25 protein-coding genes are annotated in these 23,728 nt (G+C 65.5%); 2 read left to right on the top strand and 23 right to left on the bottom strand.

Translation table 11 applies throughout. The features are described from left to right. Positions 1–57 precede the first annotated feature (57 nt). The 16 genes from HNO53_RS08330 to HNO53_RS08255 all read right to left on the bottom strand — a co-directional run bounded on the left by HNO53_RS08330 (position 58) and on the right by HNO53_RS08255 (position 13,891). Positions 58–888 carry a sulfurtransferase gene (locus HNO53_RS08330; protein WP_209477744.1) on the bottom strand — a complete coding sequence of 277 codons (831 nt, stop codon included), beginning with the start codon at positions 886–888 and terminating at the stop codon, positions 58–60. Further along, positions 885–3,113, bottom strand: a complete 2,229-nt coding sequence (locus HNO53_RS08325; RefSeq protein ID WP_209477742.1) for an ATP-dependent helicase — start codon at positions 3,111–3,113, stop codon at positions 885–887. The genes HNO53_RS08330 and HNO53_RS08325 overlap by 4 nt, the downstream gene beginning before the upstream one ends. Further along, positions 3,110–3,667: a DUF1285 domain-containing protein gene (locus HNO53_RS08320; protein WP_209477740.1), complete on the bottom strand. Its 558-nt coding sequence runs from the start codon at positions 3,665–3,667 to the stop codon at positions 3,110–3,112. The genes HNO53_RS08325 and HNO53_RS08320 overlap by 4 nt, the downstream gene beginning before the upstream one ends. A 30-nt stretch (positions 3,668–3,697) precedes the next feature. Then, positions 3,698–4,543 (bottom strand): TatD family hydrolase, encoded by an 846-nt coding sequence (locus HNO53_RS08315; protein WP_209477738.1) that lies wholly within the window; start codon positions 4,541–4,543, stop codon positions 3,698–3,700. Between the two features lie 48 nt (positions 4,544–4,591). Next, a complete protein-coding gene (locus tag HNO53_RS08310; protein WP_209477736.1) occupies positions 4,592–4,927 on the bottom strand; it encodes a PilZ domain-containing protein in 336 nt (111 codons plus the stop codon). A 23-nt stretch (positions 4,928–4,950) separates the two neighbouring features. Beyond that, positions 4,951–5,952, bottom strand: a complete 1,002-nt coding sequence (locus tag HNO53_RS08305) for a DNA polymerase III subunit delta' (RefSeq protein ID WP_209477734.1) — start codon at positions 5,950–5,952, stop codon at positions 4,951–4,953. Then, positions 5,943–6,596, bottom strand: coding sequence for a dTMP kinase (gene tmk, locus HNO53_RS08300; protein WP_209477732.1), 654 nt, complete (start codon positions 6,594–6,596; stop codon positions 5,943–5,945). Before tmk ends, HNO53_RS08305 begins: the two co-directional genes overlap by 10 nt. Before the next feature lie 24 nt (positions 6,597–6,620). Further along, the gene (gene mltG, locus HNO53_RS08295; protein ID WP_209477730.1) at positions 6,621–7,625 is read right to left on the bottom strand and encodes an endolytic transglycosylase MltG; all 1,005 of its coding nucleotides are present in this window, start codon (positions 7,623–7,625) and stop codon (positions 6,621–6,623) included. A gap of 51 nt (positions 7,626–7,676) precedes the next feature. Continuing rightward, positions 7,677–8,498 carry an aminodeoxychorismate lyase gene (pabC, locus tag HNO53_RS08290; RefSeq protein ID WP_209477728.1) on the bottom strand — a complete coding sequence of 274 codons (822 nt, stop codon included), beginning with the start codon at positions 8,496–8,498 and terminating at the stop codon, positions 7,677–7,679. A 24-nt stretch (positions 8,499–8,522) separates the two neighbouring features. Further along, on the bottom strand, positions 8,523–9,764 hold the full coding sequence (fabF, locus tag HNO53_RS08285) for a beta-ketoacyl-ACP synthase II (RefSeq protein WP_420827866.1): 1,242 nt from the start codon (positions 9,762–9,764) through the stop codon (positions 8,523–8,525). Between the two features lie 190 nt (positions 9,765–9,954). Then, on the bottom strand, positions 9,955–10,188 hold the full coding sequence (acpP, locus tag HNO53_RS08280) for an acyl carrier protein (RefSeq protein WP_008956801.1): 234 nt from the start codon (positions 10,186–10,188) through the stop codon (positions 9,955–9,957). 122 nt (positions 10,189–10,310) lie between these two features. Further along, entirely contained in the window at positions 10,311–11,054 is a 744-nt protein-coding gene (fabG, locus tag HNO53_RS08275) for a 3-oxoacyl-ACP reductase FabG (protein ID WP_209477724.1), read from the bottom strand. A 75-nt stretch (positions 11,055–11,129) separates the two neighbouring features. Further along, on the bottom strand, positions 11,130–12,083 hold the full coding sequence (fabD, locus tag HNO53_RS08270; RefSeq protein WP_209477722.1) for an ACP S-malonyltransferase: 954 nt from the start codon (positions 12,081–12,083) through the stop codon (positions 11,130–11,132). 5 nt (positions 12,084–12,088) lie between these two features. Further along, positions 12,089–13,126, bottom strand: coding sequence for a phosphate acyltransferase PlsX (gene plsX, locus HNO53_RS08265; protein ID WP_209477720.1), 1,038 nt, complete (start codon positions 13,124–13,126; stop codon positions 12,089–12,091). A gap of 35 nt (positions 13,127–13,161) precedes the next feature. Further along, a complete protein-coding gene (gene rpmF, locus HNO53_RS08260) occupies positions 13,162–13,332 on the bottom strand; it encodes a 50S ribosomal protein L32 (protein WP_209477718.1) in 171 nt (56 codons plus the stop codon). Between the two features lie 31 nt (positions 13,333–13,363). Then, positions 13,364–13,891 (bottom strand): YceD family protein, encoded by a 528-nt coding sequence (locus tag HNO53_RS08255; RefSeq protein WP_209477717.1) that lies wholly within the window; start codon positions 13,889–13,891, stop codon positions 13,364–13,366. 118 nt (positions 13,892–14,009) lie between these two features. On the opposite strand from HNO53_RS08255, the gene HNO53_RS08250 reads away from it, so the two are divergent. Then, entirely contained in the window at positions 14,010–14,603 is a 594-nt protein-coding gene (locus tag HNO53_RS08250; RefSeq protein WP_209477715.1) for a Maf family protein, read from the top strand. Here HNO53_RS08250 and sppA read toward each other — a convergent pair. From sppA to HNO53_RS08235, 3 genes are read right to left on the bottom strand one after another with little or no spacing between them, the layout of a single operon-like run. Beyond that, a complete protein-coding gene (gene sppA / locus HNO53_RS08245) occupies positions 14,591–15,667 on the bottom strand; it encodes a signal peptide peptidase SppA (RefSeq protein ID WP_209477713.1) in 1,077 nt (358 codons plus the stop codon). The two genes, HNO53_RS08250 and sppA, sit on opposite strands and share 13 nt — an antisense overlap. 25 nt (positions 15,668–15,692) lie before the next feature. After that, positions 15,693–16,343, bottom strand: coding sequence for an HAD-IA family hydrolase (locus HNO53_RS08240; protein ID WP_209477712.1), 651 nt, complete (start codon positions 16,341–16,343; stop codon positions 15,693–15,695). A 35-nt stretch (positions 16,344–16,378) separates the two neighbouring features. Further along, positions 16,379–17,326, bottom strand: a complete 948-nt coding sequence (locus HNO53_RS08235) for an RluA family pseudouridine synthase (RefSeq protein ID WP_209477710.1) — start codon at positions 17,324–17,326, stop codon at positions 16,379–16,381. Between the two features lie 564 nt (positions 17,327–17,890). Here HNO53_RS08235 and rne point away from each other — a divergent pair. Then, on the top strand, positions 17,891–21,076 hold the full coding sequence (rne, locus tag HNO53_RS08230; protein ID WP_209477708.1) for a ribonuclease E: 3,186 nt from the start codon (positions 17,891–17,893) through the stop codon (positions 21,074–21,076). Between the two features lie 94 nt (positions 21,077–21,170). On the opposite strand, the gene murB is transcribed toward rne, so the two are convergent. The 4 genes from murB to HNO53_RS08210 are packed head-to-tail and all read right to left on the bottom strand — an operon-like array spanning position 21,171 to position 23,652. Beyond that, positions 21,171–22,178, bottom strand: a complete 1,008-nt coding sequence (gene murB / locus HNO53_RS08225; RefSeq protein ID WP_209477706.1) for a UDP-N-acetylmuramate dehydrogenase — start codon at positions 22,176–22,178, stop codon at positions 21,171–21,173. After that, positions 22,175–22,654: a low molecular weight protein-tyrosine-phosphatase gene (locus tag HNO53_RS08220; RefSeq protein ID WP_209477704.1), complete on the bottom strand. Its 480-nt coding sequence runs from the start codon at positions 22,652–22,654 to the stop codon at positions 22,175–22,177. Before HNO53_RS08220 ends, murB begins: the two co-directional genes overlap by 4 nt. A 15-nt stretch (positions 22,655–22,669) precedes the next feature. Continuing rightward, the gene (gene kdsB / locus HNO53_RS08215; RefSeq protein WP_209477702.1) at positions 22,670–23,443 is read right to left on the bottom strand and encodes a 3-deoxy-manno-octulosonate cytidylyltransferase; all 774 of its coding nucleotides are present in this window, start codon (positions 23,441–23,443) and stop codon (positions 22,670–22,672) included. Then, a complete protein-coding gene (locus tag HNO53_RS08210) occupies positions 23,443–23,652 on the bottom strand; it encodes a Trm112 family protein (RefSeq protein ID WP_209477700.1) in 210 nt (69 codons plus the stop codon). The genes kdsB and HNO53_RS08210 overlap by 1 nt, the downstream gene beginning before the upstream one ends. Between the last annotated feature and the right edge of the window lie 76 nt (positions 23,653–23,728).

Raw genomic sequence — 23,728 nt, 5'->3', positions numbered from 1 at the left:
GTGAGCAGGGCGTGCCTATGGCACGCCCTTTTTGCCCTACTTCCCTCTATTGGCAGCCTAGCGCAATCCGCCATGCGCCACTGGTCTCGATGGGTCGCGGATCCACTCGCTCCACGAGCCCGGATAGAGCCGGGGCAAGGGACGCCCGGCAATGGTGTAGGCGAGAACGTTGTGACAGGCGGTCACGCCGGAACCACAGTAGGCCACGACCGCTTCATCACGAGGGAGCTCGCCATCCAGCACCTCGGGAGTCTTGAAACGTCCCGTTTCGGTAAGGTTGGCGGAGCTGGGGCGGCACACCGCCCCGGGAATGTGTCCGGCCACCGGATCGATGGGCTCCACCTCGCCACGAAAGCGCTCCTCGCTGCGAGCATCGAGCTTCAGCTCCCGCCCGGAGAAGACTTCGTCTGCGCTCATGATTGCCCTGTCATCGAAGCTAGGCTGCCAGCGGCTCGGCTCGGGCCGTACTTCCTGCCCCAGCACGAGTTCTCCGCCCTCCTCCTGCCAGGCTCGCAGCCCTCCATCGAGTACGCGCACATCGGGGTGCCCTGCCCACACAGCTAGCATCCACCAGGCCCGGGCCGCGGCCAGCTGGCCGCCCATGTCGTCAAGCACCACCACGGGTACATGGGGTGAGATGCCGAGACGCTGTAACGTACCAGTGAAAGCCTCGCGAGACGGCAGGGGGTGGCGACCGCTCTCACCGGGCTCGGCCGCTAAGTCTCGATCGAGGTCGAGGTGCAGGCTACCGGGCACGTGACCGGCTTCCCACAGTCGGCGACCGGCATCACCGTCGCCCAGCCGCGCACGACAGTCGAGAATGCTGGGCGGGTTTCGTCCTAGCAGCGACTCGGCCAGATCGCGGGCCGAGATGAGTACCTGGCTCATGTACGTTCTCCTTGGGCAGACTCGGGATACGCCTTCTCGCTGCCGAACAGTTCGATGGGCGCCCGGCAGGCCAGCAGGCGGCGACGTCCGGCCTGCTTGAAGTTTACTTCAATCACTGGGTCAGCGGGGTCGCCCTCCACCACCACGATCTCACCCTCTCCGAATACCGCGTGGCGCAGTCGCTGCCCGGGACGGTAGGGCTGCATGGCGTAGGCCGCACCCCGCTCACCCAGCGCCATACCTCGTGGCGTCAGTGGAATAGCGGAATGGCCGACGCCAGCCAGGTAGCGCGAGACCAAATCGGGTGAAGCCACCGCCAGGGGGGCATCCTCCTGCGTCGGCTCCTCCAGCCGGGCCGCGACACGTTGGCAATCCTCCCATGCCGTCTCGCCAAGAAAACGGCTGGGGCGGTGATCACCACCGTCATGCAGCAGCAGCAGACGTTCGCGAGCCCGCGTCACGGCGACATAGAACAGTCGCCTCTCCTCCTCCAGTCGCTCGGGAGACAGCGGGTTGTCACGACTGTAATGCGGGAAATCCTCCTCGTTGACGCCCGCAACGATCACCAACGGCCACTCCAATCCTTTGGCCCCATGGACGGTGGTGATCAGCAAGCCGTCGTCACGGTTCTCGACAGGCCTTTCGAGCAGCTCGATGAAGGCATCGATGTGAGGCGTCTCGCCGGCCTGTTCAATCAGAACGTCGAGCAGGCGCACGTCCTCCTCACCCTTCTCGCGGCGTGCGGCGGCGCGCTTGAGCACCTTCTCGGCATCCAGGGCCTCGACGATATGCGCCAGTAGTCGCGCGGGCGGCCAGTCGCCCAGCCGGGGCAGTTCGCATAGCAGCGCCCAGCGCCGCTTCAGGTTGCGTCGTTGCATCGGCTTGAGGCCGGCCAACAGAGGATCGTCCCGTTCGGGATATTGCTGCGCTTGCGCCAGGCGCTGGACCAGGGCGACGAGACGTTCACGGGCGACGAAAGGCGTCGGCTGCTCGAACAGGCGCAGCAGGTGTGCCGGGTCGTGCAATAGCCTCGGGCTTCGGGCCAGTTGCAGGTAGCCGGCCAGCGCCTGCACTAGCGGCAGGCGAAAGACGAAGCGATCCTCACGGGAGAGACGAAATGCAATCCCGGCTTGTAGCAGCTGCAACTGTACGGGTACCGAAAGCGCCCAACTGCGCACCAGCAGGCAGGCCTCATCGAGCGCTCTTCCCGCACGCTGCCAGCGGTCGAGCGTCGCCAGTAGCGCCGCCCTGCCCTGCTCGATGGTCAAGGCCGTGCGCGGGTTGCCGGGAGCGGCCAGGCACAGCTGGTCAGGCCGTCGCCGGTTGCCGGCAATGGCATGGTTGGCGAGTAGTGCCAGTGCATGACCGTGGCGGAAGGTGGTGGATAGCGGGTAGTCGGTAGACATACCGAAGGTGGCGGTAAAGTGCTCGCGCATGGTGTCGGGATGGGCACCACGCCACTCGTAGATACACTGATTGGCATCTCCTACCGCCATCACATCGGCGTCGCGTCCGGCGAGCAGCGCCAGCAAGCGCAACTGAGCCTGATTGATATCCTGATATTCGTCGATGATCGCCTGGTCGAGAAAGCCCTGTACCCTGCGCACCAGGCCAGGGTCGGCCTCCAGCGCGCGCAGAGGACGGTAGAGCAGGTCGGAGTAGGTCATCAGGCCGTGTTCGGCCAAAAGCGTCTCGAGTCGCTCAAAGGCGTCGGCGAAATGCTCGCTGCCCTCGACGTCGAACCGCTCCAGCAGCGTGGCCGCCGGAATCATCTCGGCCTTCACCAGGCCACAGAAATGCGCCAGCGCCTCCAGGGTATCGGCTTCCAGCGCCAGCTCGCGCCGATCACCGTCCTCGAGAGCCTCGAGGGTCGCCTGACGTAATAGACGTTCTACCTGCCAGTCGGCGGCGATCAGCCGTCGGGGGGCCAGCGCGCCCCAGCGCGTCAGGCTGGCCGTCAAACGATGCCCCAGCGAATGAAAGGTCCGCACGTCAGGCAGGCGCTGTCCGGCAGGCGCCATCTCGACCAACCGACGCTGGAAGTCTTCGCGCGCCGAGCGGTTGAACATGAGGACCAGGATCCGGTTCGCCGGCACCCCCCGCGCCAGCAGGTGCAGCACGCGAGCGACCAGGGTGGTGGTCTTGCCAGCCCCGGCCACCGCAGCGACCCGTGCATGACCGGCACCATGCTCGACGACGGCGCGCTGTTCTCCGGTCAGCCTCACGACGCCTCGGCAGGCAGCTCGCCGAGCGGCTGCCAACAGTCATCGCTGAGCAGGCCAAGCTCGATGACGCCGCCCGTCCCTGTGCGCTGCTCGGCGCTTTCCACCAGCCGATAGTAGACGTTACGCCCCAGGCGAGCGGCAAGGCCGAAGCGCACCGGCACTTCCGGGACCTGCTCCCCCTCGGGGGTAACCGTCACCTCGAGGCGATGTGTCGCGTCAAGGCGAACCCGATCTCCCACGTGAGTCGTCAGCCACCAGCAGCCCGAGGCTTCGTCGTAGTCGGCATCCACCACCACGAAGGGTCGATCGACCACGCGGATACGCTGCTTCTCTACTGGCGTCACCAGATAGTAGTGGCCGTCCTCCTCACGCCGCAGCAGTGTCGAGAGCAAACGCACCAGGTGGGGACGTGTCATCTCGCTGCCCTCGTGGAACCAGCGGCCATCGGCAGCGATCTCCACATCCATCACCCCAGCCAGGGTCGGCTGCCAGCGGTCCACCGGCGGGATGGCTCCATCGGAGTCGACGTGATTGAGTAGAGGATCGAGATTCATGGTTGCCCCCGATATCGATAGCGATTTCGCCTAAACCAGACCGGCCTGGACCAAGGCCTCACGGGTCTCGGCAGATATTTCGGGAGCGGCGTGACGAAAGAGGCGATAGAAATTTGCCGTGGTCTGCATGGCCACCTCGTCGACGCTAATGCCGCGCTCATGAGCAATGCACTGTGCTACTTCCACCACCCAGGCCGGTTCGTTGGGCTTGCCGCGATGCGGTACCGGCGCCAGATAGGGACTGTCTGTCTCTATCAGCAGGCGGTCCAACGGCACCCGGCGGGCCACCTCGCGCAGGCTATCCGCATTGCGGAAGGTGACGATGCCCGACAGCGAGATGTAGAAACCATGACGCACCGCCTCCCGCGCCATCTCGAGGTCTTCGGTGAAACAATGCAATACCCCACCGATGGCAGGGTCGCTGTGCTCGCGGATCAGCGCCAGGGTGTCCTCGCGTGCATCGCGGGTGTGCACGATCACCGGAAGCTCTAGCTCGGTGGCGGCGATCAGCTGGCGGCGGAAGCGCTCGCGCTGCACCTCACGCGTGGGTACGCGATCAGGCGTCTTGTCGAGATAATGGTAGTCCAGACCGCACTCGCCGATGGCCACGGCAGCGAAGCGCTCTGCGCTCTCCTTGATCGACTCGAGGTCGGGTTCGTGCTCCAGCAGGTGCAGCGGATGCACGCCAGCGGATATCGAGACATCGGCGTGCTCGCGGGCTATTGCAGCCAGCTTCGGCACGTCTTCGAGGGTCACGGCAATCGCCAGGAACTGGCGCACGTCGCGAGCCCTGGCCGCTTCCAGGGCGTCGGCAAGACTACCGTCGTGCGTGGCGGGATCGAGGCGATCGAGATGACAGTGCGAATCGACAAACATGCAGGGGGAAACTCGTCAGATGAATGCGTTGGCAGGGGTACGGGTTGCTCACAGGGTATAGGTCGGAGCGCCCTTGTCCAGTTGCCCCGCCAGCAGGGTTTCGATGCGATCGCGTACGGCTTGGTCTTCGGGGCTGAAGTGGATACCGATGCCCGGCACCCGCCGCCCCGCCACGCCATCTGGCGATACCCACACGACCTGGCCGGTGACCGGCACCCGCTCGCTTTCGCCGGGCAGGGCCAGCAACAGATAGACTTCCTGGCCCAGCTCGTAGCGCTCGCGGGTAGGCACGAAAATTCCACCCCGTTCGAGCAGCGGCATGTAGGCGGAGAGCAGCGTCTGCTCGTCCTGGATCGTCAACGACAGGGCCTTCTGCGGTGCCATCGGTTCTCCTCCCTTCGCCTGCCTCAGGAGCGCAGCAGGGTCGACCAGCGTACCAGCCAGGCCTCGAGGACCAGCTGGGGGTTGGGATTGCCGCCCGCCGCCAGCAGCCGGCGCTGCTCGCGGGCAAAGTCAAGCAGCCGGAACCAGTCCTGCACGCGAGCGTTCTTGACCGCCTGACGGTAGAGCGGCAAAAGATCGGGATTGCGTACTTCGTCTGCCTCCCCCGACAGGCCCAGGCGAATGAGATCCTCGAGCCAGGCAATACCGTACCACAGGATGGACTCTAGGGACTGGCGATCAAGGCGCGCCGCCTCCGCCACCGGCTCGGCGCCGCGCACCAAGGCATCGAAGGTCTCATGCAATTGCTTGCGCAACGCCCTCGCATCGGGCGTCGCCAGTTCGGTAGCGAGCAACGGCAGCCCACCCGAGACCTGAAACCAGAACGCGGCTTCGTCGCGATTGCCCAGCTGCGTCGACAGCCATTCCAGGCTCTGCTCGGATTCCGGCAGCGGCAGGCTCCAGTGCTGACAGCGCGAGCGAATGGTGGCCAGCATGCGCGAGGGAACATCTGCCAGCAGCACGAACTGGGTGCGCTCGCCCGGTTCTTCCAGGCTCTTGAGCAGTGCGTTGGCAGCGGCCACGTTCATCGCCTCTGCCGGCGACAGTACGATCACGCGATGCCCACCCTGCTGGGCGGTCTGGGCGACGAAGGCGTTGACCTCACGAATGGGGTCGATGCGTATCTGTCGCTTGCCCTCTTCCGGCGATACACGCAGCAAGTCAGGATGATAACCGGAAGCCAGCATGCGACAGCCGTGGCACTGACCGCAGGCCATCTCTCCCGGAGTATTGCATAGCAGGTAGCCGACCAGCGCCTCGGCGAAGTGCTGCTTGCCCACCCCATGCGGCCCGGAAAGCAGCAGTGCATGGGGAAGGCGGGCGGCACGATGCAGGGACACGAACTGCTGCCAGAGCGGTGCGTGCCACGGCAGTGGTGTCGCTGGCGTCGGCTCGTTCACTGCCATGTCCTCAGGTGTTCCTCCAGGCACGCCGATAGTCGTCCCTGTACGGTGGCTAGCGGGGCATCGGCATCGATGACCGCCACCCGTTCGGGGGCCACTTTCGCCCTCTCCAGATAGGCCAGCCGCACCGCCTCGAAGAAGGCGACATGCTCCTGCTCGAAACGGTCACGGCCCTGCCCATTCGCCTCGAGGCGCCCCTGGAGGCGTCGCTGAGCGGCCTCGACCGGCATGTCGAGCAGCAGCGTCAGGTCGGGCTCCAGCCCACGCTGCACGAAACGCTCCAGTTCGCCGATGCGCACGGCATCGATGCCGCGACCGCCGCCCTGATAAGCAAAGGTGGCATCGGTGAAGCGGTCGCACAGCACCCAGGTGCCTTGTTCCAGTGCCGGTCGAATGCGCTGCGCCAAGTGTTGGGCGCGGGCGGCGAAGACCAACAGCAGCTCGGCGTCGGCATCCAGCGGCTCGTCGGCCTCCGAGGACAGCAACAGCTCGCGAATGGCTTCGGCCCGCGGGGTGCCTCCCGGCTCCCGCGTGCATATCACGTCGATGCCGCGTGCCGCCAGCCATTGGGCCACCCATGCCAGGTTGGTCGACTTGCCGACTCCCTCGCTGCCTTCCAAGGTAATGAATCGTCCACGCTGTTGCATCGGGGCTCCTGTGCGTCCAGCCGCTCAGCGATTGCGGATATAACGGTTCACGGCGTTATTGTGCTCGCGTAACGTGCGTGAGAAGTGGTGCGTGCCGTCGCCCCGCGAGACGAAATAGAGCGTCTCGCCGGGCTCGGGATCAACGGCGGCTTCGAGAGCAGCGCGTCCCGGCATGGCGATGGGCGTCGGCGGCAGGCCGTCGATGGTATAGGTATTGTACGGAGTCGACTCCCGCAGATCGGCGCGGGTGATACGTCCCTCGTAGCGCTCCCCCATGCCGTAGATTACGGTAGGATCGGTCTGCAGACGCATGCCGCGCTCCATGCGGCGCTTGAAAACGCCCGCGATCTCGCGACGTTCCTCGGGGGCGCCGGTCTCGCGCTCGATCAGCGAAGCCATGATCAGCGCCTCGTAGGGCGTCTCGTAGGGCAGGTCGTCGCGGCGTGTCTCCCACACCTCGTCCAGTACCTGCTCCATGCGCGCGAGTGCCTGGCGCAGGATATCGATATCGCTCATGCCCTTGTGGTAGCGATAGGTATCGGGGAAGAACCAGCCCTCGGGGTGCCGTCCCTCGCGCTCGAGCAGCGCCATGATCTCGTCATCGCCAAGCCCCGCGGTTTGGTTCTCCAGCTTGGGAGCGGCATCGAGGCGAGCCCGCATCTGGCGAAAGGTCCAGCCTTCGGGAATGGTCAACGGATAGGTGACGACCCGGTCGCTACCGAGCAGCTCGACCAAGTCGCGTCCGCTCATTCCAGGTTCGAGCATGTATTCGCCGGCCCGCAGTTGCGGGGTCGCTTCGGGTTCGAGACGCGTCAGCAGGCGAAACGCCCACTCGTCCTTGATCACGCCACGGTCCGCCAGGTCCGCCATCACTCGGTTATAGCCCGCCCCACGCGGCACTTCATAGAGGGTCTCCTCCTCCACCGCAAGGGGAGCGTCGAGCCGGCTCTCCCAATAGCGATAGCCGGCGAATGCCGACACGGCCGCCAGGATGATTAGCACCACTAGAAACTTCACCACGCGCAGCATGCGTCTTCCTCATCACTCATCATTTCCGTGCACAACACGCGGCCAACGTCCTCAGCTCGTGAAACGTGCGGGATATCCCAGCAGCTCATGGGCTTCGCGCTGCAAGACCCGATGTACGGGCCCCACTTTCCAGCTACCGTGCCGGGAGCCATCGGCGCCGTCGAGCCGTACCACGGGCCAGAGCCCCTGGATCGAGTTGCCGAGCCATACGGCTTCCGCCTCGGCCAGCGCTGCCGGCCCCATGCTGACTTCACGGATCTCCAGACGCTCCATCAGGGCGGCGCGCAGCGTGCCGGCCACGCCGCAACCATCCAGCCGGGGCGTTTCCAGGCACCCTTGGCGCTGCCAGAACAGGTTCATGCAGGTGGCTTCGATCAAGGTGCCGTGGCTGTTGCAGAGTACCCCTTCCGCGACGTCAGGGTCGTCCCATTCGCGGCGCGCCAGCACGTTCTCCAGCCGATTGAGGTGCTTGAGCCCGGCAAGCAGTGGCTGAACGCTCAAGCGCAGCCGGCAGTGCCGCACTCGGACACCCGACTCCCAGCGCTGCGGCTGGGGGAGGAAATCCACCGCCTGCCATAACAGGCGTGGCTGGGCGACCGGCGAGGGAAGGTAACCGCGCCCGCCACTGCCCCGGGTCAGGATCAGCTTGAGCACCTTGAGCCCCGCTCCTGCCCGGGCGGGCAAACCGTCGAGTTCGGCAGCAGCAGGCATGGGAATGCCCAAGGTTCGACAGCCCTTGGCCAACCGGGCCATGTGCTGTGGCCACAGCAGGGGTTCGCCATCGCGCACCAGCACGGTTTCGAACAGTCCATCCCCATAAGCCAGGCCGCGATCGTCGGCCGGCACCCAGGGTTCTGCTTGCGGGCGGTTCATGTCACACGCTCGCGACGCCCCGGCTCAGCGCAGCCGGGAGAAGACCAGAGTGCCGTTGGTGCCGCCGAAGCCGAACGAATTGGACAGGGCCACGTCGATCTTCATCTCGCGTGCGGTGTGCGGCACGTAATCCAAGTCGCAGCCCTCCTGGGGGTTGTCCAGGTTGATCGTCGGCGGCGCCACCTGATCGCGAATCGCCAGGATGCAGAATACCGCTTCGACGGCACCGGCGGCGCCCAGCAGATGACCGATCATCGACTTGGTGGAACTCACCGCCACCGAGTCGGCCGACTCGCCCATGACCTTGCGGACAGCTCGGCTCTCGGCCAGGTCGCCCGCCGGGGTCGAGGTGCCATGTGCATTGATATAGTCGACCAGAGCGGGGTCGATGCGCGCATCGCGAATGGCATTGCGCATGGAGAGCGCCGCCCCGCTGCCATCTTCTGGCGGTGCGGTCATGTGATAGGCATCGTCGCTCATGCCGAAGCCGGTCAGTTCGGCATAGATCCGTGCGCCACGCGCCTTGGCGTGCTCGTACTCCTCCAGCACCAGGATGCCTGCGCCATCCGACAGCACGAAGCCGTCGCGATCGCGATCCCAGGGGCGGCTGGCGGCCTGCGGGTCGTCGTTGCGGGTGGACAGCGCCCGGGCGGCGGAGAACCCGCCCAACCCCAGCGGAGTGGTGGCCATCTCGGCCCCACCGCAAATCATCACGTCGGCGTCGCCGTAGGCGATGGTGCGGGCGCTGTAACCGATATTGTGGGTGCCGGTGGTACAGGCGGTGGTGATGGCGATGTTGGGCCCCCGGAAGCCATGCTGAATGGCCAGGTTGCCGGAGATCATGTTGATGATCGAGCCGGGAACGAAGAAGGGCGAGATTCGACGCGCCCCTCCCTTGTGGAGAGCGTTGTGGTTCTGCTCGATCATCGGCAACCCGCCGATGCCGGAGCCGATGGCGACACCGATGCGCTCGGCGTTCTCGTCGGTGCATTCGAGACCGGCATCCTGGATGGCCTGCGCTCCCGCTGCGATGCCGTACTGGATGAACAGATCCATCTTGCGCGCATCTTTCGGGTTCAGGTAAGGGCTGATGTCGAAGTTCTTGACCGAACCGCCGAAGCGAGTGTTGAAGCCGGTTGCATCGAAATGCTCGATAGGGGCGATACCGCTCTTGCCGGCCAGGATGTTCTCCCAGCTCTCCCCGACGGTGTTGCCCACCGGTGTGACCAGCCCCAGCCCGGTCACCACAACTCTACGAGCCATCAGAAATCCTCCAGACAACCTTGATGACACGGCCCATCGCCCGGGCCGTCATTGCGCGCATTATACCGGACATGCTCCTCGCTTGGGCAGCCACGGTCTCGACACAAAGCAAAAAGCCGCCCTGGAACTCAGGACGGCTTTTCCAGGCCCCTCGCAGAGCCCTTCACCTCAGCAAGCGGTGACGACCGCGCCCTTACTGATGGGCGTTGACGTAATCGATGGCTTCCTGAACGGTGGTGATCTTTTCGGCTTCTTCATCGGGAATTTCGGTGTCGAATTCCTCTTCGAGCGCCATGACCAGCTCGACGGTATCCAGGGAATCGGCGCCCAGGTCCTCGGTGAATGAGGAGCTGTTCTGGATATCCTCTTCCTTGACGTTCAGGCGCTCGGCCACAACCTTCTTCACGCGCTCTTCGATGGTGCTCATTATACGTACTCCAGTCGTTCAAGTTAGCCGTTCAGATGACCAGCCGTTTGGTCCGCAAACTCAAGCTGCGGGGTAGTTTATAGACGCCCCCCCGTCGGCGCAACCACCGACCCGCGGGGGCTTCAACGCATATTCATGCCGCCATTGACCTGCAGCGTCTCGCCGGTAATGTAGCCAGCGGCGTCGCTTGCCAGGAAACCGACGGCAGCCGCGATCTCCCCGGGCTCGCCAAGGCGCGCCAGCGGAATCTGGGTCAGCAGTGCTTGATGCTGCTCTTCGGGCAGTGACCGCGTCATGTCCGTGGCAATGAAGCCCGGCGCCACCGCGTTGACGGTGATGGCCCGGGATGCCACCTCACGCGCCAGTGCGCGAGTGAAGCCTTCCATGCCCGCCTTGGCGGCAGCATAGTTGGTCTGGCCGAGATTGCCCATGGTCGCCACCACCGAACTGATGCTGACGATACGACCGAAGCGGGCTTTGGTCATGCCCCGCAGGCAGGCCTTGGTGACGCGATAGACCGACTTGAGGTTGGTGTCGAGCACCGCGTCCCACTCATCTTCCTTCATGCGCATCAGCAAGTTGTCCCGCGTGATGCCGGCATTGTTGACCAGGATGGTAGGAGCACCGAACTCCTCACCAATGGCCTTGACCAGCGCATCGACGCTGGCCTGGTCGGTCACATCGAGCGCCCTGCCGGCGCCCTCGATACCGTTGGCACGCAGGTCCTCGTCGATCCTGGCCGCACCGGACTCTGTAGTGGCCGTGCCGATCACCACGCGCCCCTGACGGCCGAGTTCATGGGCGATAGCCTGCCCGATGCCTCGGCTGGCACCGGTCACCAGGGCGATTCTGCGTTCGCTTGACATAACCTGTTCCCGCTCCATTGCTGTTTGATCCCGGGGCTCGAGGCCCCTCCTTGTAGGGTATGGGACGGACGCGCCTTACTGGCCGACCGCCTCACGTGCCAGGCCAAGCGCCGCCTCGAGACTGTCCGGATCATTGACCGCCAGCCCCTTGCTACCCTTGGCGATGCGCTTGCCGAGGCCTGTGAGCACCTTGCCTGGCCCGCATTCGATGAAGACCGCGGCTCCAGCCGCCTCCATCGCCTCGACGCAGGCGGTCCAGCGCACAGGTTGATAGAGCTGCTCGACCAGTCGAGTGCGCAGGGTCTCGACGTCGGCATGCGCCTGGGCATCGACGTTCTGGTAGACGGTATAGCGCGGCGGACGCATATCGAGATCCGCCATGGCCGCTTTGAGCCGCTCGGCGGCCGGATGCATCAAAGCGCAGTGCGACGGCACCGAAACCGGCAGCGGCATGGCACGCTTGGCTCCCGCCTCCTGGCACAGGGCAATGGCACGCTCCACGGCCGCCTTGTCGCCGGCGATCACCACTTGCCCCGGGGCATTGTAGTTCACCGCCGCCACCACCTCATTCTGCGCGGCCTCGGCACAGGCCGTTTCAACGGTGGCATCGTCGAGCCCCAGGATCGCCGCCATGGCGCCCTGCCCCACCGGCACCGCTTCCTGCATCGCCTCGCCACGCAGACGTACCAGGCGCACACCGTCGGCGAAGCCCACGACACCGGCGCACACCATCGCGCTGTACTCTCCCAGGCTATGACCCGCCATGGCACCTGGGCGCGGCCCCTCCAGCTCCTGCCAGACGCGCCAGATCGCCACACTGGCAGTCAGCAATGCCGGCTGTGTACAGGCGGTAGCATTGAGAGCCTCGTCGGGCCCCTCCTGTACCACTTTCCACAGGTCATAGCCCAGCGCATCGGCGGCCTCTTCGAAGGTCGTCCTTACGACGCTGTAGCGTTCCGCCAGCTCCCGCAGCATGCCAACTTGCTGGGAGCCCTGCCCAGGAAAGACGAGGGCAAGGGGTTGAGTCATGTCATTCACCATTGCTCTTGTTGAGTGCTATCACATTGGGCGCCCAGCTCCGCGGCCAGTCGCGCCGGCAAGCCGCGGCGGATCTCTTGTACGGCCCGCGACACAGCATAGGAGAAACCAATGGCATCGGCGCTGCCATGGCTCTTGATCACGATGCCATCGAGCCCCAGCAAACTGGCGCCATTGTAGCGCACCGGATCGAGCTCGCTCTTCAGCCGACGCAGCGCCGGCCTCGCCAGCATGCCGACCAAGCGACTACCCCAGTGTGACTCGAAGGTTGTCTGGACCCGCCCGATCAGCATTCGCGCCAGCCCCTCGCTGGCCTTGAGTACCGCATTGCCAACGAATCCATCGCAAACCACCACGTCGGCGGAGCCGGCAAAGATCCCATCTCCTTCAACGAAGCCGATGTAGTTCATCGCGCCCAGTGCACCTAGCAGCGCATCGGCCTGACGCACCGTCTCGCTGCCCTTGGTACCCTCGCTACCCACGTTGAGCAGCGCCACCCGGGGGGCAGCGAGCCCATCCACGTGCCGCGCCATGACCTCCCCCATACGGGCGAAGTCCACTAGCCTCTCCGCCGTGACGTCGACATTGGCGCCGAGATCCAGCAGATAGCAGCGCTCGTCAGCGCGGGTAGGAATGGCAGTGCAGATAGCGGGGCGCGGGATGTCCGCCACGGTGCCCAGTGCACGCCGGGCCAAGGCCATCAAGGCCCCGGTGTTGCCGGCACTGACGCCTGCGTCGGCATGACGGCCGGCCACGTGGGCGAGCATCAGCGCCATACTCGTATCGCCGCCACGCCGGAGCGCGTCGGAGGGTCGCTGATGCTGATGAATCATCATCGGCGCGTGATGGATGGACAGACGTGAACCCGCCGCGGCTAGATGCCGCGGCAGATTGTCAAGCTCGTTTGACAATTGGTCGCCCGGGCCGAACAGATCGATCGCCAACCCCGGCCATGCCTGGATGGCAGCGGCTGAACCCTGCACGGCAACGGCGGGACCGGCGTCCCCGCCCATCGCATCGATGGCAATCCGCACGTTCAGGTGCCGATGGTCATCGACGGCGGGTCGACTCAGGCGTCGACCACCTTGCGGCCACGGTAGAAGCCGTCCGGGGAGACGTGATGACGCAGGTGAGTAGTGCCGGTTTCCTTGTCCTGAGCCAGGGTCGGCGCGCTCAAGGCGTCGTGGCTGCGACGCATGCCGCGCTTGGAACGAGTCTTACGGTTCTGTTGAACTGCCATGGGTGTCACTCCGAAGTGAGACGATAAACAATCAGGATTTGCCCTTGAGGTGACGCAACACCTCGAATGGACTAGCGGGAGCCGGCTCGCTAGATTCGGCCTCCTCACCGCTGCTCAGCTGGTCGCGCGAGACACGGCAAAGCGCCTCGTCGTGGTAAACCACCTGGGGCAGGCTGAGGATCAACTCATCCTCGACCACCTCCAGCAGGTTCAGCTGTTCGTTTTCCACCAGCACCGGCTCGTGGGTGCTCGGCAGCTCCGCCGCCAAGGTATCGCTCGAGACCATGCCCAGCAGGAACTCGCTCTCGACATGCTGCGCCATCGGCTCGAGGCAACGCCGGCAAGGCAGTTGCAACTCGGCTTCGAGACGACCGCGAATTTCGCGACGCCCCTGTGCATCGATGCCGAAATCGAGCCACACCTGGCAATCGCCCGCCTGCGCACCGACCTGCTCGGCCAGACGCTCGAACTGGTCGAGCGCCATCAGGCCGGAGAGGCTTTCGCCACGGGCGGCGAGCCGATAGGGCTCGACCCTGTTGGGAAGTCGTGAGGTCAACATAGGCGCGCAATGATAGGCACTCCCCCTGCCCCTGTCAAAGACGCCCTCTCAACAAGTTACACTACCCGTCCGCTCAAGCTCTGAACGACTCGTTTTCCATGCACTCCAGGAGGACTCCATGCCTCGACTCGTCCTCGCTTCCAGCTCCCGCTGGCGGCGCCAACTCCTCGACCGCCTTGGGCTCCCCTACGCCTGGGCAAGCCCCGACATCGACGAGACAGCGCACCCTGACGAGACACCACAAGCGCTGGTGCACCGGCTGGCACTGACCAAGGCCAGCCGAGTGGCCGAGGAGTACCCGGCGCACCTGGTGATCGGCTCCGATCAGGTCGCCGTATTCGACGGTGACATCCTCGGCAAGCCCGGCAATGCCGCCACGGCCCGGGCCCAACTGGCACGGTTCGCCGGGCGCCGTGTGACCTTCCTCACCGGCTTGGCGCTGATCGATACCCGCAACGCGCGCCACTGGGTCTGCCATGAGCGCTATGACGTAGTTTTTCGCCGCCTCAGTGACGCCGAGATCGCCCGCTACGTGGAGCGCGAGCAGCCACTGGACAGTGCCGGCAGCTTCCGCATGGAGGGACTCGGCATCGCCCTGTTCGAAAAGCTCGAAGGCGACGACCCCAATACCCTGATCGGCCTGCCACTGATTCGGCTGTGCCAGTTGCTGCGCGAAGCGGGCCTCGACCCGCTGGGCACTCAGGGCAGTTGATAGCGTACCGGCGAGCGGCTGGAGGGTATTCCCGTCCACTCAGCAGCGACCCGCCCGAACTGGCGACTCAGGCGTTCGAAGGGATCCAGCCGCGGCGTGTAGTCATGCAAGCGAAGCTCGCCGAACAGCTCGCGACTCAGCGCGTCGAGACTGCCGATGCCATCGATCAGCCCCAGCTCCACGGCTTGCTGACCGGTCCAGATCAAGCCACTGAAGAGCCGCTCGTCCTCGGCCAGGCGGTCACCGCGCCCCTGGCGTACGGCCTCGATGAACTGGTCGTGGGTAATGTCCATGACCTGCTGCCAGAATTCGAGCACCTCCGGATCCACCTCGGAAAAAGGATCGAGGAAGTCCTTGTTCTCGCCACTGACGTAGATACGCCGCTCGATGCCGAGGCGCTCGATCGCCTCCTCGAAGCCGAAGCTGGCGAAGATCACGCCGATCGAGCCCACCAGGCTGGCGGGGGCCGCCACGATCTCGTCGGCCGCTGCGGCCATATAGTACGCGCCACTGGCGCCGACATCCTCGATGACGGCGATGATCGGCTTGTCACCTTCCTCGCGCAGACGCAGGATTTCGTTGTAGACGCGCTGGGACTGCACCGGACTCCCCCCCGGACTATTGATGTGCAGTACCACGGCGACAGCGTTGGGCGAGTCCCAGGCGCGATTGAGCCCTTCGATGACGCGCCCGGCGCTGGCCGGCGACTCGCTGTCGATCACCCCCTGGACCTTGACCACACCCAGGTGCTGCCGCTCAGGCTCCGCTGTCGGATCACCAAACAAGCCATAGAAGGTGGCAGCCAACGATGCCAGGATCAACGCGGCGAAGAGAAAGCGGAAGAACAGCTTCCAGCGCCGGGAGCGGCGCTGCTCGACCAGCACCCCATCGATCCAGCGGTCGAGCATCTCCTGCTGTGCCAGGCGCTGTCGCTCGCGCAATGCCTCGGCACTCTCCGGCGGCGGTACCGGCTTTTCATCCTTCTCCCGACGCGCCTCTCGTGCCTGCTCGGGAGTCAACTCCGGTCCTTCGGTCCAGCGGTCTTCACGCTTGTCGTCGCTCATGGACTCATCTTCCCTTGCTTGCCAGCTAACTTTCCAACCAGTCGAACAGTGCTTCGACCGCCTCGGCAGTATAGACGGGGCGGCTCGTTGCCAGTCGCTGCGGGGCATGCACGCCCCATGTCACGGCGACCCGGTCCATGCCCAAGGCTCGTGCCATCTCCAGATCGTACTCTGTATCGCCTACCATCACTGCCTCCTCGACCGGCACGTCCAGCTCGACCAGCAGTTCCTCGAGCATCTGCGGGTGCGGCTTGGAGCGGGTCTCGTCGGCGGTGCGGCTGGCATGGAACCAGTGACCGCAGCCACTCTCGCGAAAGACCCGATCGAGACCTCGCCGACTCTTGCCGGTCGCCACGGCCAAGCGCCGCGCCGGGAGCTCGCGCAGCCTGGCGATACCCATCTCGACGCCGGCAAAAAACGGCATCGGCGTGCGACTGCCCTCGACGAAATGGTAAGCATAGCGGCTGCGCAGCAGTTCGAAGCGCTCGGCATCGATGCCCGGACACAGCCGGTCGATGGCCTCGGGCAATCCCAAGCCGATGATGTCGCGCACCGCGGCCGCCTCGAGATACCCCCAGCCAGCATCGCGCGCCGCCGCCTGCATGCAGGCGACGATACGAGCGACGGAATCCATCAGGGTGCCGTCCCAGTCGAAGATTACCAGTCGATAGCGCATAGCGGCTCCGATAGAACTGCGCGGCAGACCGCGCCTCAGCGACACTCGCGGGCTCGCCTGAGCGCCGCCTCGAGCTCATCAGCCAACGGGGCGCGGATCTGAACCGGGCGCCCACTGCTGGGCTCGGGAAAGGTCAGCGACTCGGCATGCAGGAACAGGCGCGACAAGCCGAGATGCCTCGCCAGCGACTCACCTTCCCGTGAGCCGTACTTGTCGTCGCCGAGCAAGGGATAGCCGGCGTGGGCGGCATGCACGCGGATCTGGTGGGTGCGACCGGTCACCGGCTCGGCCTCGATCAACGTCGCCTTGGGCAGGGCCTCGCGTACGGCAAAGCGGGTGCGCGCTACCTTGCCGGCGGCATCCACGCGCACCCGACGCTCGCCGTTGCCGGCATCGTAGCGATCGAGCCGTGCGCTGACGTATTCGCGCCGCGCGGGCCAGCGGCCTGCCACCAACGCCAGGTAGCGCTTGTCCATCTGGTGGTGCTTGAGCGACTCGTTGAGCGCGAGCAGCGCCGGGCGCGACTTGGCCAGCAGCAGACACCCCGAGGTATCGCGATCGAGGCGATGGACCAGCTCGAGGAAATCGAGGTCCTCACGCACCTGCCGTAGCGCCTCGATCAGGCCGATCTTGACCCCACTGCCACCATGTACCGGAAGACCCGCAGGCTTATTAAGCACCAGCCAGCCCGGCCCTTCCACCAGCACGCTGCCGGCGAGTAGGTTGCGCAGGCCGTCACTGACCTGCTTGACCGCCTCACGGGGCGCCAGCTTGAGCGGTGGGATGCGCACCACGTCGCCCACCTGCAGGCGATAGTCGGCCTTCACCCGCTTCTTGTTCACCCGCACCTCGCCCTTACGCACGATGCGATAAACCAGCGTTCGCGGCACGCCCTTCAGCCGCGTTATCAGGAAGTTGTCGACACGCTGGCCCGACTGGCCCTCACCCACTTCCACCCACTGTACGTCGCGCCCCTCGGCCATGACACTCCTGCTGAAAATCCGTTGTTCGGCAGCATTCTAACGCACTCGGCGACGCACTGCGCCAATTGCTGCGCCTGGGCAATACTGCTATATTGCCAGCTCGCTCGGATGGATCCCTTCGGTCCCATGGCGCCTGCACGACAGACACGCAGGCCGGAGCGACAAATCGGGCAGCGACGATCCCCTATGCAACGGGTCACGCCGCCGACGAGTGACAGAAGCAGCAAAGAAGACAAGCAGTGACGCCACGCCCGGACCCGACTCGCGACACAGGCGAGCGGTGGCCACGGGAATCGTTCCACATCGTGCCGGTGGCCGGCGTTGGCGAATCGATGAATGCCAGGTGTCTGGCGGTGACCGCAGGGCCGGATGGGAGTAGCCCCACCGAGACATGTCCTGCCTCCGCCACGTACTCAACATGATCATGTCGTGCCGGACCCATAGAGGGGACCCGGTACGATCGGGCGCCACTGCGCATCCGCGACATGCGCTGAGCACAAGCACGCAGCACCCAGAGGTTCGCCTTCTTCGAAGCCTACCGGCGCGTCCAGTTTGCGAGACAACATGAAACGGATGCTCATCAATGCGACCCAGCCCGAAGAGCTGCGCGTCGCGCTGGTAGACGGACAACGCCTGTATGACCTGGACATCGAATCCGGTGCCAGGGAGCAAAAGAAAGCCAATATCTATCGCGGCAAGATCACCCGCGTCGAACCCTCCCTCGAAGCCGCCTTCGTCGACTTCGGGGCCGATCGACATGGCTTCCTCCCGCTCAAGGAGATCTCCCGCGAGTATTTCCTGAAGGAGGCCTCGGGACGCCCCAGCATCAAGGAAGTGCTCAAGGAGGGCCAGGAAGTCATCGTCCAGGTCGACAAGGAGGAGCGCGGCAACAAGGGGGCTGCGCTGACCACCTTCATCAGCCTGGCCGGCCGCTTCCTCGTGCTGATGCCCAACAATCCGCGCGCCGGCGGCATCTCTCGTCGCATCGAAGGTGACGAGCGCACCCAGCTCAAGGAGGCCATGGGCCAGCTCAGCGTGCCGGAGAAGATGGGCGTGATCGTGCGTACCGCCGGCATCGGCCGCAGCAGCGAGGAGCTTCAGTGGGACCTCAACTACCTGGTCCAGGTATGGGAGTCGATCACCGAGGAGGCCGGCAAACGCCCCGCACCGTTCCTGATCTACCGCGAATCCGACGTCATCATTCGCGCCATGCGCGACTACCTGCGACAGGACATCGGCGAAGTTCTCATCGATGACCCGACGGTGCATCAGCGCGCCCTGGCGTTCATTCGCCAAGTCATGCCCTCGTACCAGCAGAAGATCAAGCTCTACGCCGACGAAGTTCCGCTGTTCTCGCGTTTCCAGATCGAATCCCAGATCGAGACCGCCTATGAACGCGAAGTGAAGCTGCCCTCCGGCGGCTCCATTGTCATCGACCATACCGAGGCTCTGGTTTCCATCGACATCAACTCGGCGCGTGCCACCCGTGGCAGCGACATCGAGGAGACTGCACTGCAGACCAATCTCGAGGCAGCCGACGAGATCGCCCGGCAGCTGCGTCTGCGCGACATTGGCGGCCTGGTGGTGATCGACTTTATCGACATGAGTCCGGCGCGCAACCAGCGCGAGGTCGAGAACCGCATGCGCGATGCGCTCAAGCTCGATCGCGCCCGAGTGCAGATCGGTCGCATCTCGCGCTTCGGCCTGATGGAGATGTCACGTCAGCGCCTGCGGCCGTCGCTGGGCGAGACCAGCGGGGTTGTCTGCCCGCGCTGCAACGGCCAGGGCACCATCCGTGACGTGCGTTCGCTGTCGCTGTCGATCATGCGCCTGATCGAAGAAGAGGCGATGAAGGAGCGCAGCGCCCAGATACGGGCCATCCTGCCGGTACCGGTGGCGACCTACCTGCTCAACGAGAAACGCGCAGTACTCTCCGACATCGAGAAGCGCCAGGACGTGCGCGTGCTGGTGCTGCCCAACCCCGACATGGATACGCCGCACTACGACGTCCAGCGGCTACGCGATGACCATATCGAAGAGGAAGGCGATCAGGACAAGTCCAGCTTCGAGCTGTCGGTCGAGACCGAGATCGGCAAGGAGCCGGATACGAGCATCGCCAAGCCGGTCGTCCGCACCGAAGCGGCCGTCAAGACGGTAATCCACAACGAACCGGCGCCAGCCTCCCTGCAACAGGAGCCGACCCCGCAACCGCCCGCCACCCCCCCAGCCAGCGCCCCCGCCACTCCCGCTGTCGGCGTACTCGGCCGCTTGTTCAAGGGTGTCAGCAAGCTGCTCGGTGGCACCGAGAGCGAACCGGCGGCACCAGCGGAGTCACGCAAGCCGACGCCTCGCCCGGCGCAGGCTCGCAGCAGCGATGAAGAGCGCGGCGAGCGCAACGGTGGCCGCCAGCGACGCCGGCCACGCAGCGAGCCTCAGGAAGAAGGCCGGGGGCAACGCGGACAGGCGCGTCAGCAGAGCCAGCAGGAAGGTAACCGCAGCGATTCGCGCCAGGACGCCCGCCAGGATAACGCATCCGGCCGCGGTGAAGGCCGCGGCGGCCGCGGCCGCAACCAGGCGCGTGCCGACAAGCCACAGGCCAGTGAAGAGAGTCGTCAGGGCAATAAGCCGCGCAGCCGCGACGACACCCCCCGTCGCCCCAGGACCGAGCCTCAGGAAAAACCCACCGAGCAAGCGGCCGAACCGGCCAAAGCGGACGATGGCAAGCCCAAGCGCACGCGCAACAACCCGCGCAACCGCTCGCGCCAGCATGCCCTCAACCCGCAGGCCGAAGCCGAGCAGAAGCGTTTGCAAGCAAGCGAACAGGCTGAACCTGCTACCGAGCAGGCCAAGGCCGAAGCACCCGTGCCGGCAGAGAAATCCGCCGAGCCGGTAAAGGCCGAACAGCCGAAGCCGGCGGAGAAGCCTGCCGAGCCGACCAGGGCCGAGCAGCCGAAGCCGGAAGCCAAGCCCGAACAGGCCAAGGCCGAGGCGCCCAAGCCGGCAGAGAAGCCCGCCGAGCCGGTAAAGGCCGAACAGCCGAAGCCGGAAGCCAAGCCCGACCAGGCCAAGGGCGAGACGCCCAAGCCGACGGAGAAGCCTGCCGAGCCGACCAAGGCCGAACAGCCGAAGCCGGAAGCCAAGCCCGAGCAGGCCAAGGCCGAGGCGCCCAAGCCGGCAGAGAAGCCCGCCGAGCCGGTAAAGGCCGAACAGCCGAAGCCGGAAGCCAAGCCCGACCAGGCCAAGGGCGAGACGCCCAAGCCGACGGAGAAGCCTGCCGAGCCGACCAAGGCCGAGCAGCCGAAGCCGGAAGCCAAGCCCGAGGAGGCAAAGGTCGAGGCGCCCAAGCCGGTGGAGAAGCCTGCCGAAGCGGCCAAGTCCGAGCAGCCGAAGCCGGAAGCCAAGCCCGACCAGGCCAAGGGCGAGACGCCCAAGCCGGTGGAGAAGCCTGCCGAGCTGACCAAGGCCGAGCAGCCGAAGCCGGAAGCCAAGCCCGAGCAGGCCAAGGTCGAGGCGCCCAAGCCGACGGAGAAGCCTGCCGAGCCGACCAAGGCCGAGCAGCCGCAGCCGGAAGCCAAGCCCGAGCAGGCCAAGGTCGAGGCGCCCAAGCCGGCGGACAAGCCTGCCGAGCCGGGCAAGACCGAGGCAACCGAAGCCGAGCAGCCTCCTGCCCGCCGCCGGCGTCGTGCGCATAACGATCCGCGCGAAATCCGCCGCCGCGAGCAAGAAGCACAGAAAGGCAGTCAGGGCTGAAACACGCCTCGTGCTAAAAGTGAACGGCCCGCGCTCTCAGCGCGGGCCGTTTCGTTCATACCCTCTTGTCGTCTCGACAATGTTCTACATGCTTTCAGGCCAGCCGGGGCTCACGCTCCAATACGACGCCAAAACGCGCCTCCACCTCGGCAGCTACCTGACTGGCAAACGCCAGCAACTCCTCGGCACTACCGCCGCCGAAGTGCACCAGCACCAGTGCCTGACGCTCATGCACAGCGAAGTGACCGACACGCCACCCCTTGAGCCCGCAACGGTCGATCAGCCAACCGGCGGCCAGCTTGACGCGACCATCCGACAGCTCGAAGTGCGGCATATCAGGCCATGACGAGCGCAATGCGGCCGCCTGGTGGCGCTCAACGACAGGGTTCTTGAAAAAACTTCCGGCGTTGCCCAGCACCGCCGGGTCGGGCAGCTTCTCACGACGAATGGCACACACCGCCTCGGCCACTTCGAGTGGCTCCGGCCGCCTCCCTACCCGCTGGGCCAGGTCGCCGTATGCCAGACGCGGGGTTGGCCTCCGTGACACCTTCAGGATCAAGCCCGTAACGACCACCCTGCCCTCCAGCTCGCCCTTGAAGATGCTGTCACGATAGCCGAAGGCGCACTCCTCCGCCGTCAGCCGCGCACAACGGCCATCCTCGACGAACATGACGTCAACCGCTTCAAGCACGTCGCACAGTTCAACGCCGTAGGCACCGATGTTCTGGATCGGCGCGGCACCGCAGGAACCGGGTATCAGGGCAAGGTTCTCGATGCCCCACAGGCCGCGGCCGGCCAATGCCATGACCAACGCATGCCACTCGACCCCCGCCCCCACGTGCACCTGCACGCTGTCACCCTTCTGCTCGAGCCACCAGTGGTGCAGTGCCGGTTGAAGCACCAGCCCCGGCAATCGCGCCGGCAGGATCAGGTTGCTGCCTCCGCCCAGCACGGTCAGCGGCCACTCCCTTGTGCCCGCCAGGCCCAGCAGTCGGCGCAGCGGCTCGAGTGCGGTCGGAGCGGCAAAATACTCGGCGCGGCACGGCAATCCCAGGGTATTGGCCGAGCTCAGGTCGTGCCACGCCAGGATGGTATCGCTCAATGCCGCAGCTCCTCGAGCCGCTGGGCGATTTCCTCGACCAGGCCTCGGGAAGCGGCTTCGATCAGGTCGAGCACTTCCTCGAACCCCTGTTCGCCGCCGTAGTAGGGGTCGGGCACCGGCCGATCGACCTCACCGGCGAAGTCGAGGAACAGGCCGATATGGGCCCCGCATCCGTCGGGGCACTGCTGGCGCAGAGCCGCCAGGTTGTCATGGTCCATGGCCAGCAGATAATCGAAGCGTGAGAAATCCTCGGCCGCGAGCTGGCGCGCGCGCAGCTCGCTCAGATCGATACCACGCCGGCGCGCGGCCGCCGCGGCTCGCGTATCCGGCGCTTTGCCTACGTGCCAGTCACCAATGCCGCAGGAGTCGATCTCCACGCGGTGGGCCAGCCCGGCCACTTCGAGTTCACGGCGGAACACGCCCTCGGCGGTGGGTGAACGGCATATGTTGCCGAGACAGACGAAGAGAACGCGCATGGGGCCTCCTGCTGCTTACGGTTTCGCGGTCAACAAGGCTCTGACGCGCGCCAGGTCCTCCAGCGTATCGACACCGGCCGGGTTGGGCTCTGCCGCCAGTGCCACCTGGATGGCATGGCCGTGATGCAGCGCCCGAAGCTGCTCCAATTGCTCCAACTGTTCCAGCGTGGAGGGATGCCAGTCGCGATACTCGGCCAGGAACGCGGCACGATAAGCGTAGAGCCCGATATGCCGCAGCCAGGCATCGGTCTCGAGCCACTCCGGACGCGCTGCGAACGACTCGCGATCCCAGGGGATGGGGGCACGCGAAAAATAGAGCGCGCGCCCCGAGAGCGCACGCACCACCTTGACCACATTGGGATTGAACAAGGCCTCGACATCGGCAATGGGCTCGGCAAGCGTGGCGATGGAAGCACCCGGATCATCGTGGAGCCGCAAGGCAACCTGGTCGATCAGGCTCGGCGGGATCAACGGCTCATCGCCCTGGACGTTGACCAGCACGGCATCGTCCGCGAGCCCCAACAATTCGGCGACTTCGGCCAGGCGGTCGGTGCCTGAAGGGTGGTCGGCCCGCGTCATCACTACCTCGGCACCCAAGGGCAGCAGGGCGTCACGAATACGCGTATCGTCGGTCGCCACCACCACGCGATTGGCCGTGCTCTCGCAGGCCCGGTGCCAAACATGGGCCACCATCGGCTCGCCGGCAATGTCGAGCAGTGGCTTGCCCGGCAGGCGCGAGGAGCCGAAGCGTGCCGGAATGACGGCGACAAAGGCGTTATCCGTCGCCATCACACCTCTCCGCTACGACCGGGCGAGGGCGGCAGCTTTTCATCGACCTCCAGTTGGCGCGCCTCCTCGGGCAACATGACCGGAATGCCGTCGCGTACCGGATAGGCCAGGCCATCGTAGTGGCAGATCAGCTCCTGTGCCTCGCGGTCGAACTTGAGCTTGCCCTTGCACAGCGGGCAGACCAGCATGGCCAGCAGTTCCTTGTCCATCGTTTCACCTCTCTCTTTCCGACCTTGTCGGGGCCGAGCCCCGCCTGATAACAACTCTTGCCCGCGTACCGCTCGG

Source organism: Billgrantia antri, from assembly GCF_017868935.1.
Lineage (GTDB): Bacteria > Pseudomonadota > Gammaproteobacteria > Pseudomonadales > Halomonadaceae > Halomonas > Halomonas antri.
This window is presented reverse-complemented; position numbering and strand designations above follow the sequence as displayed.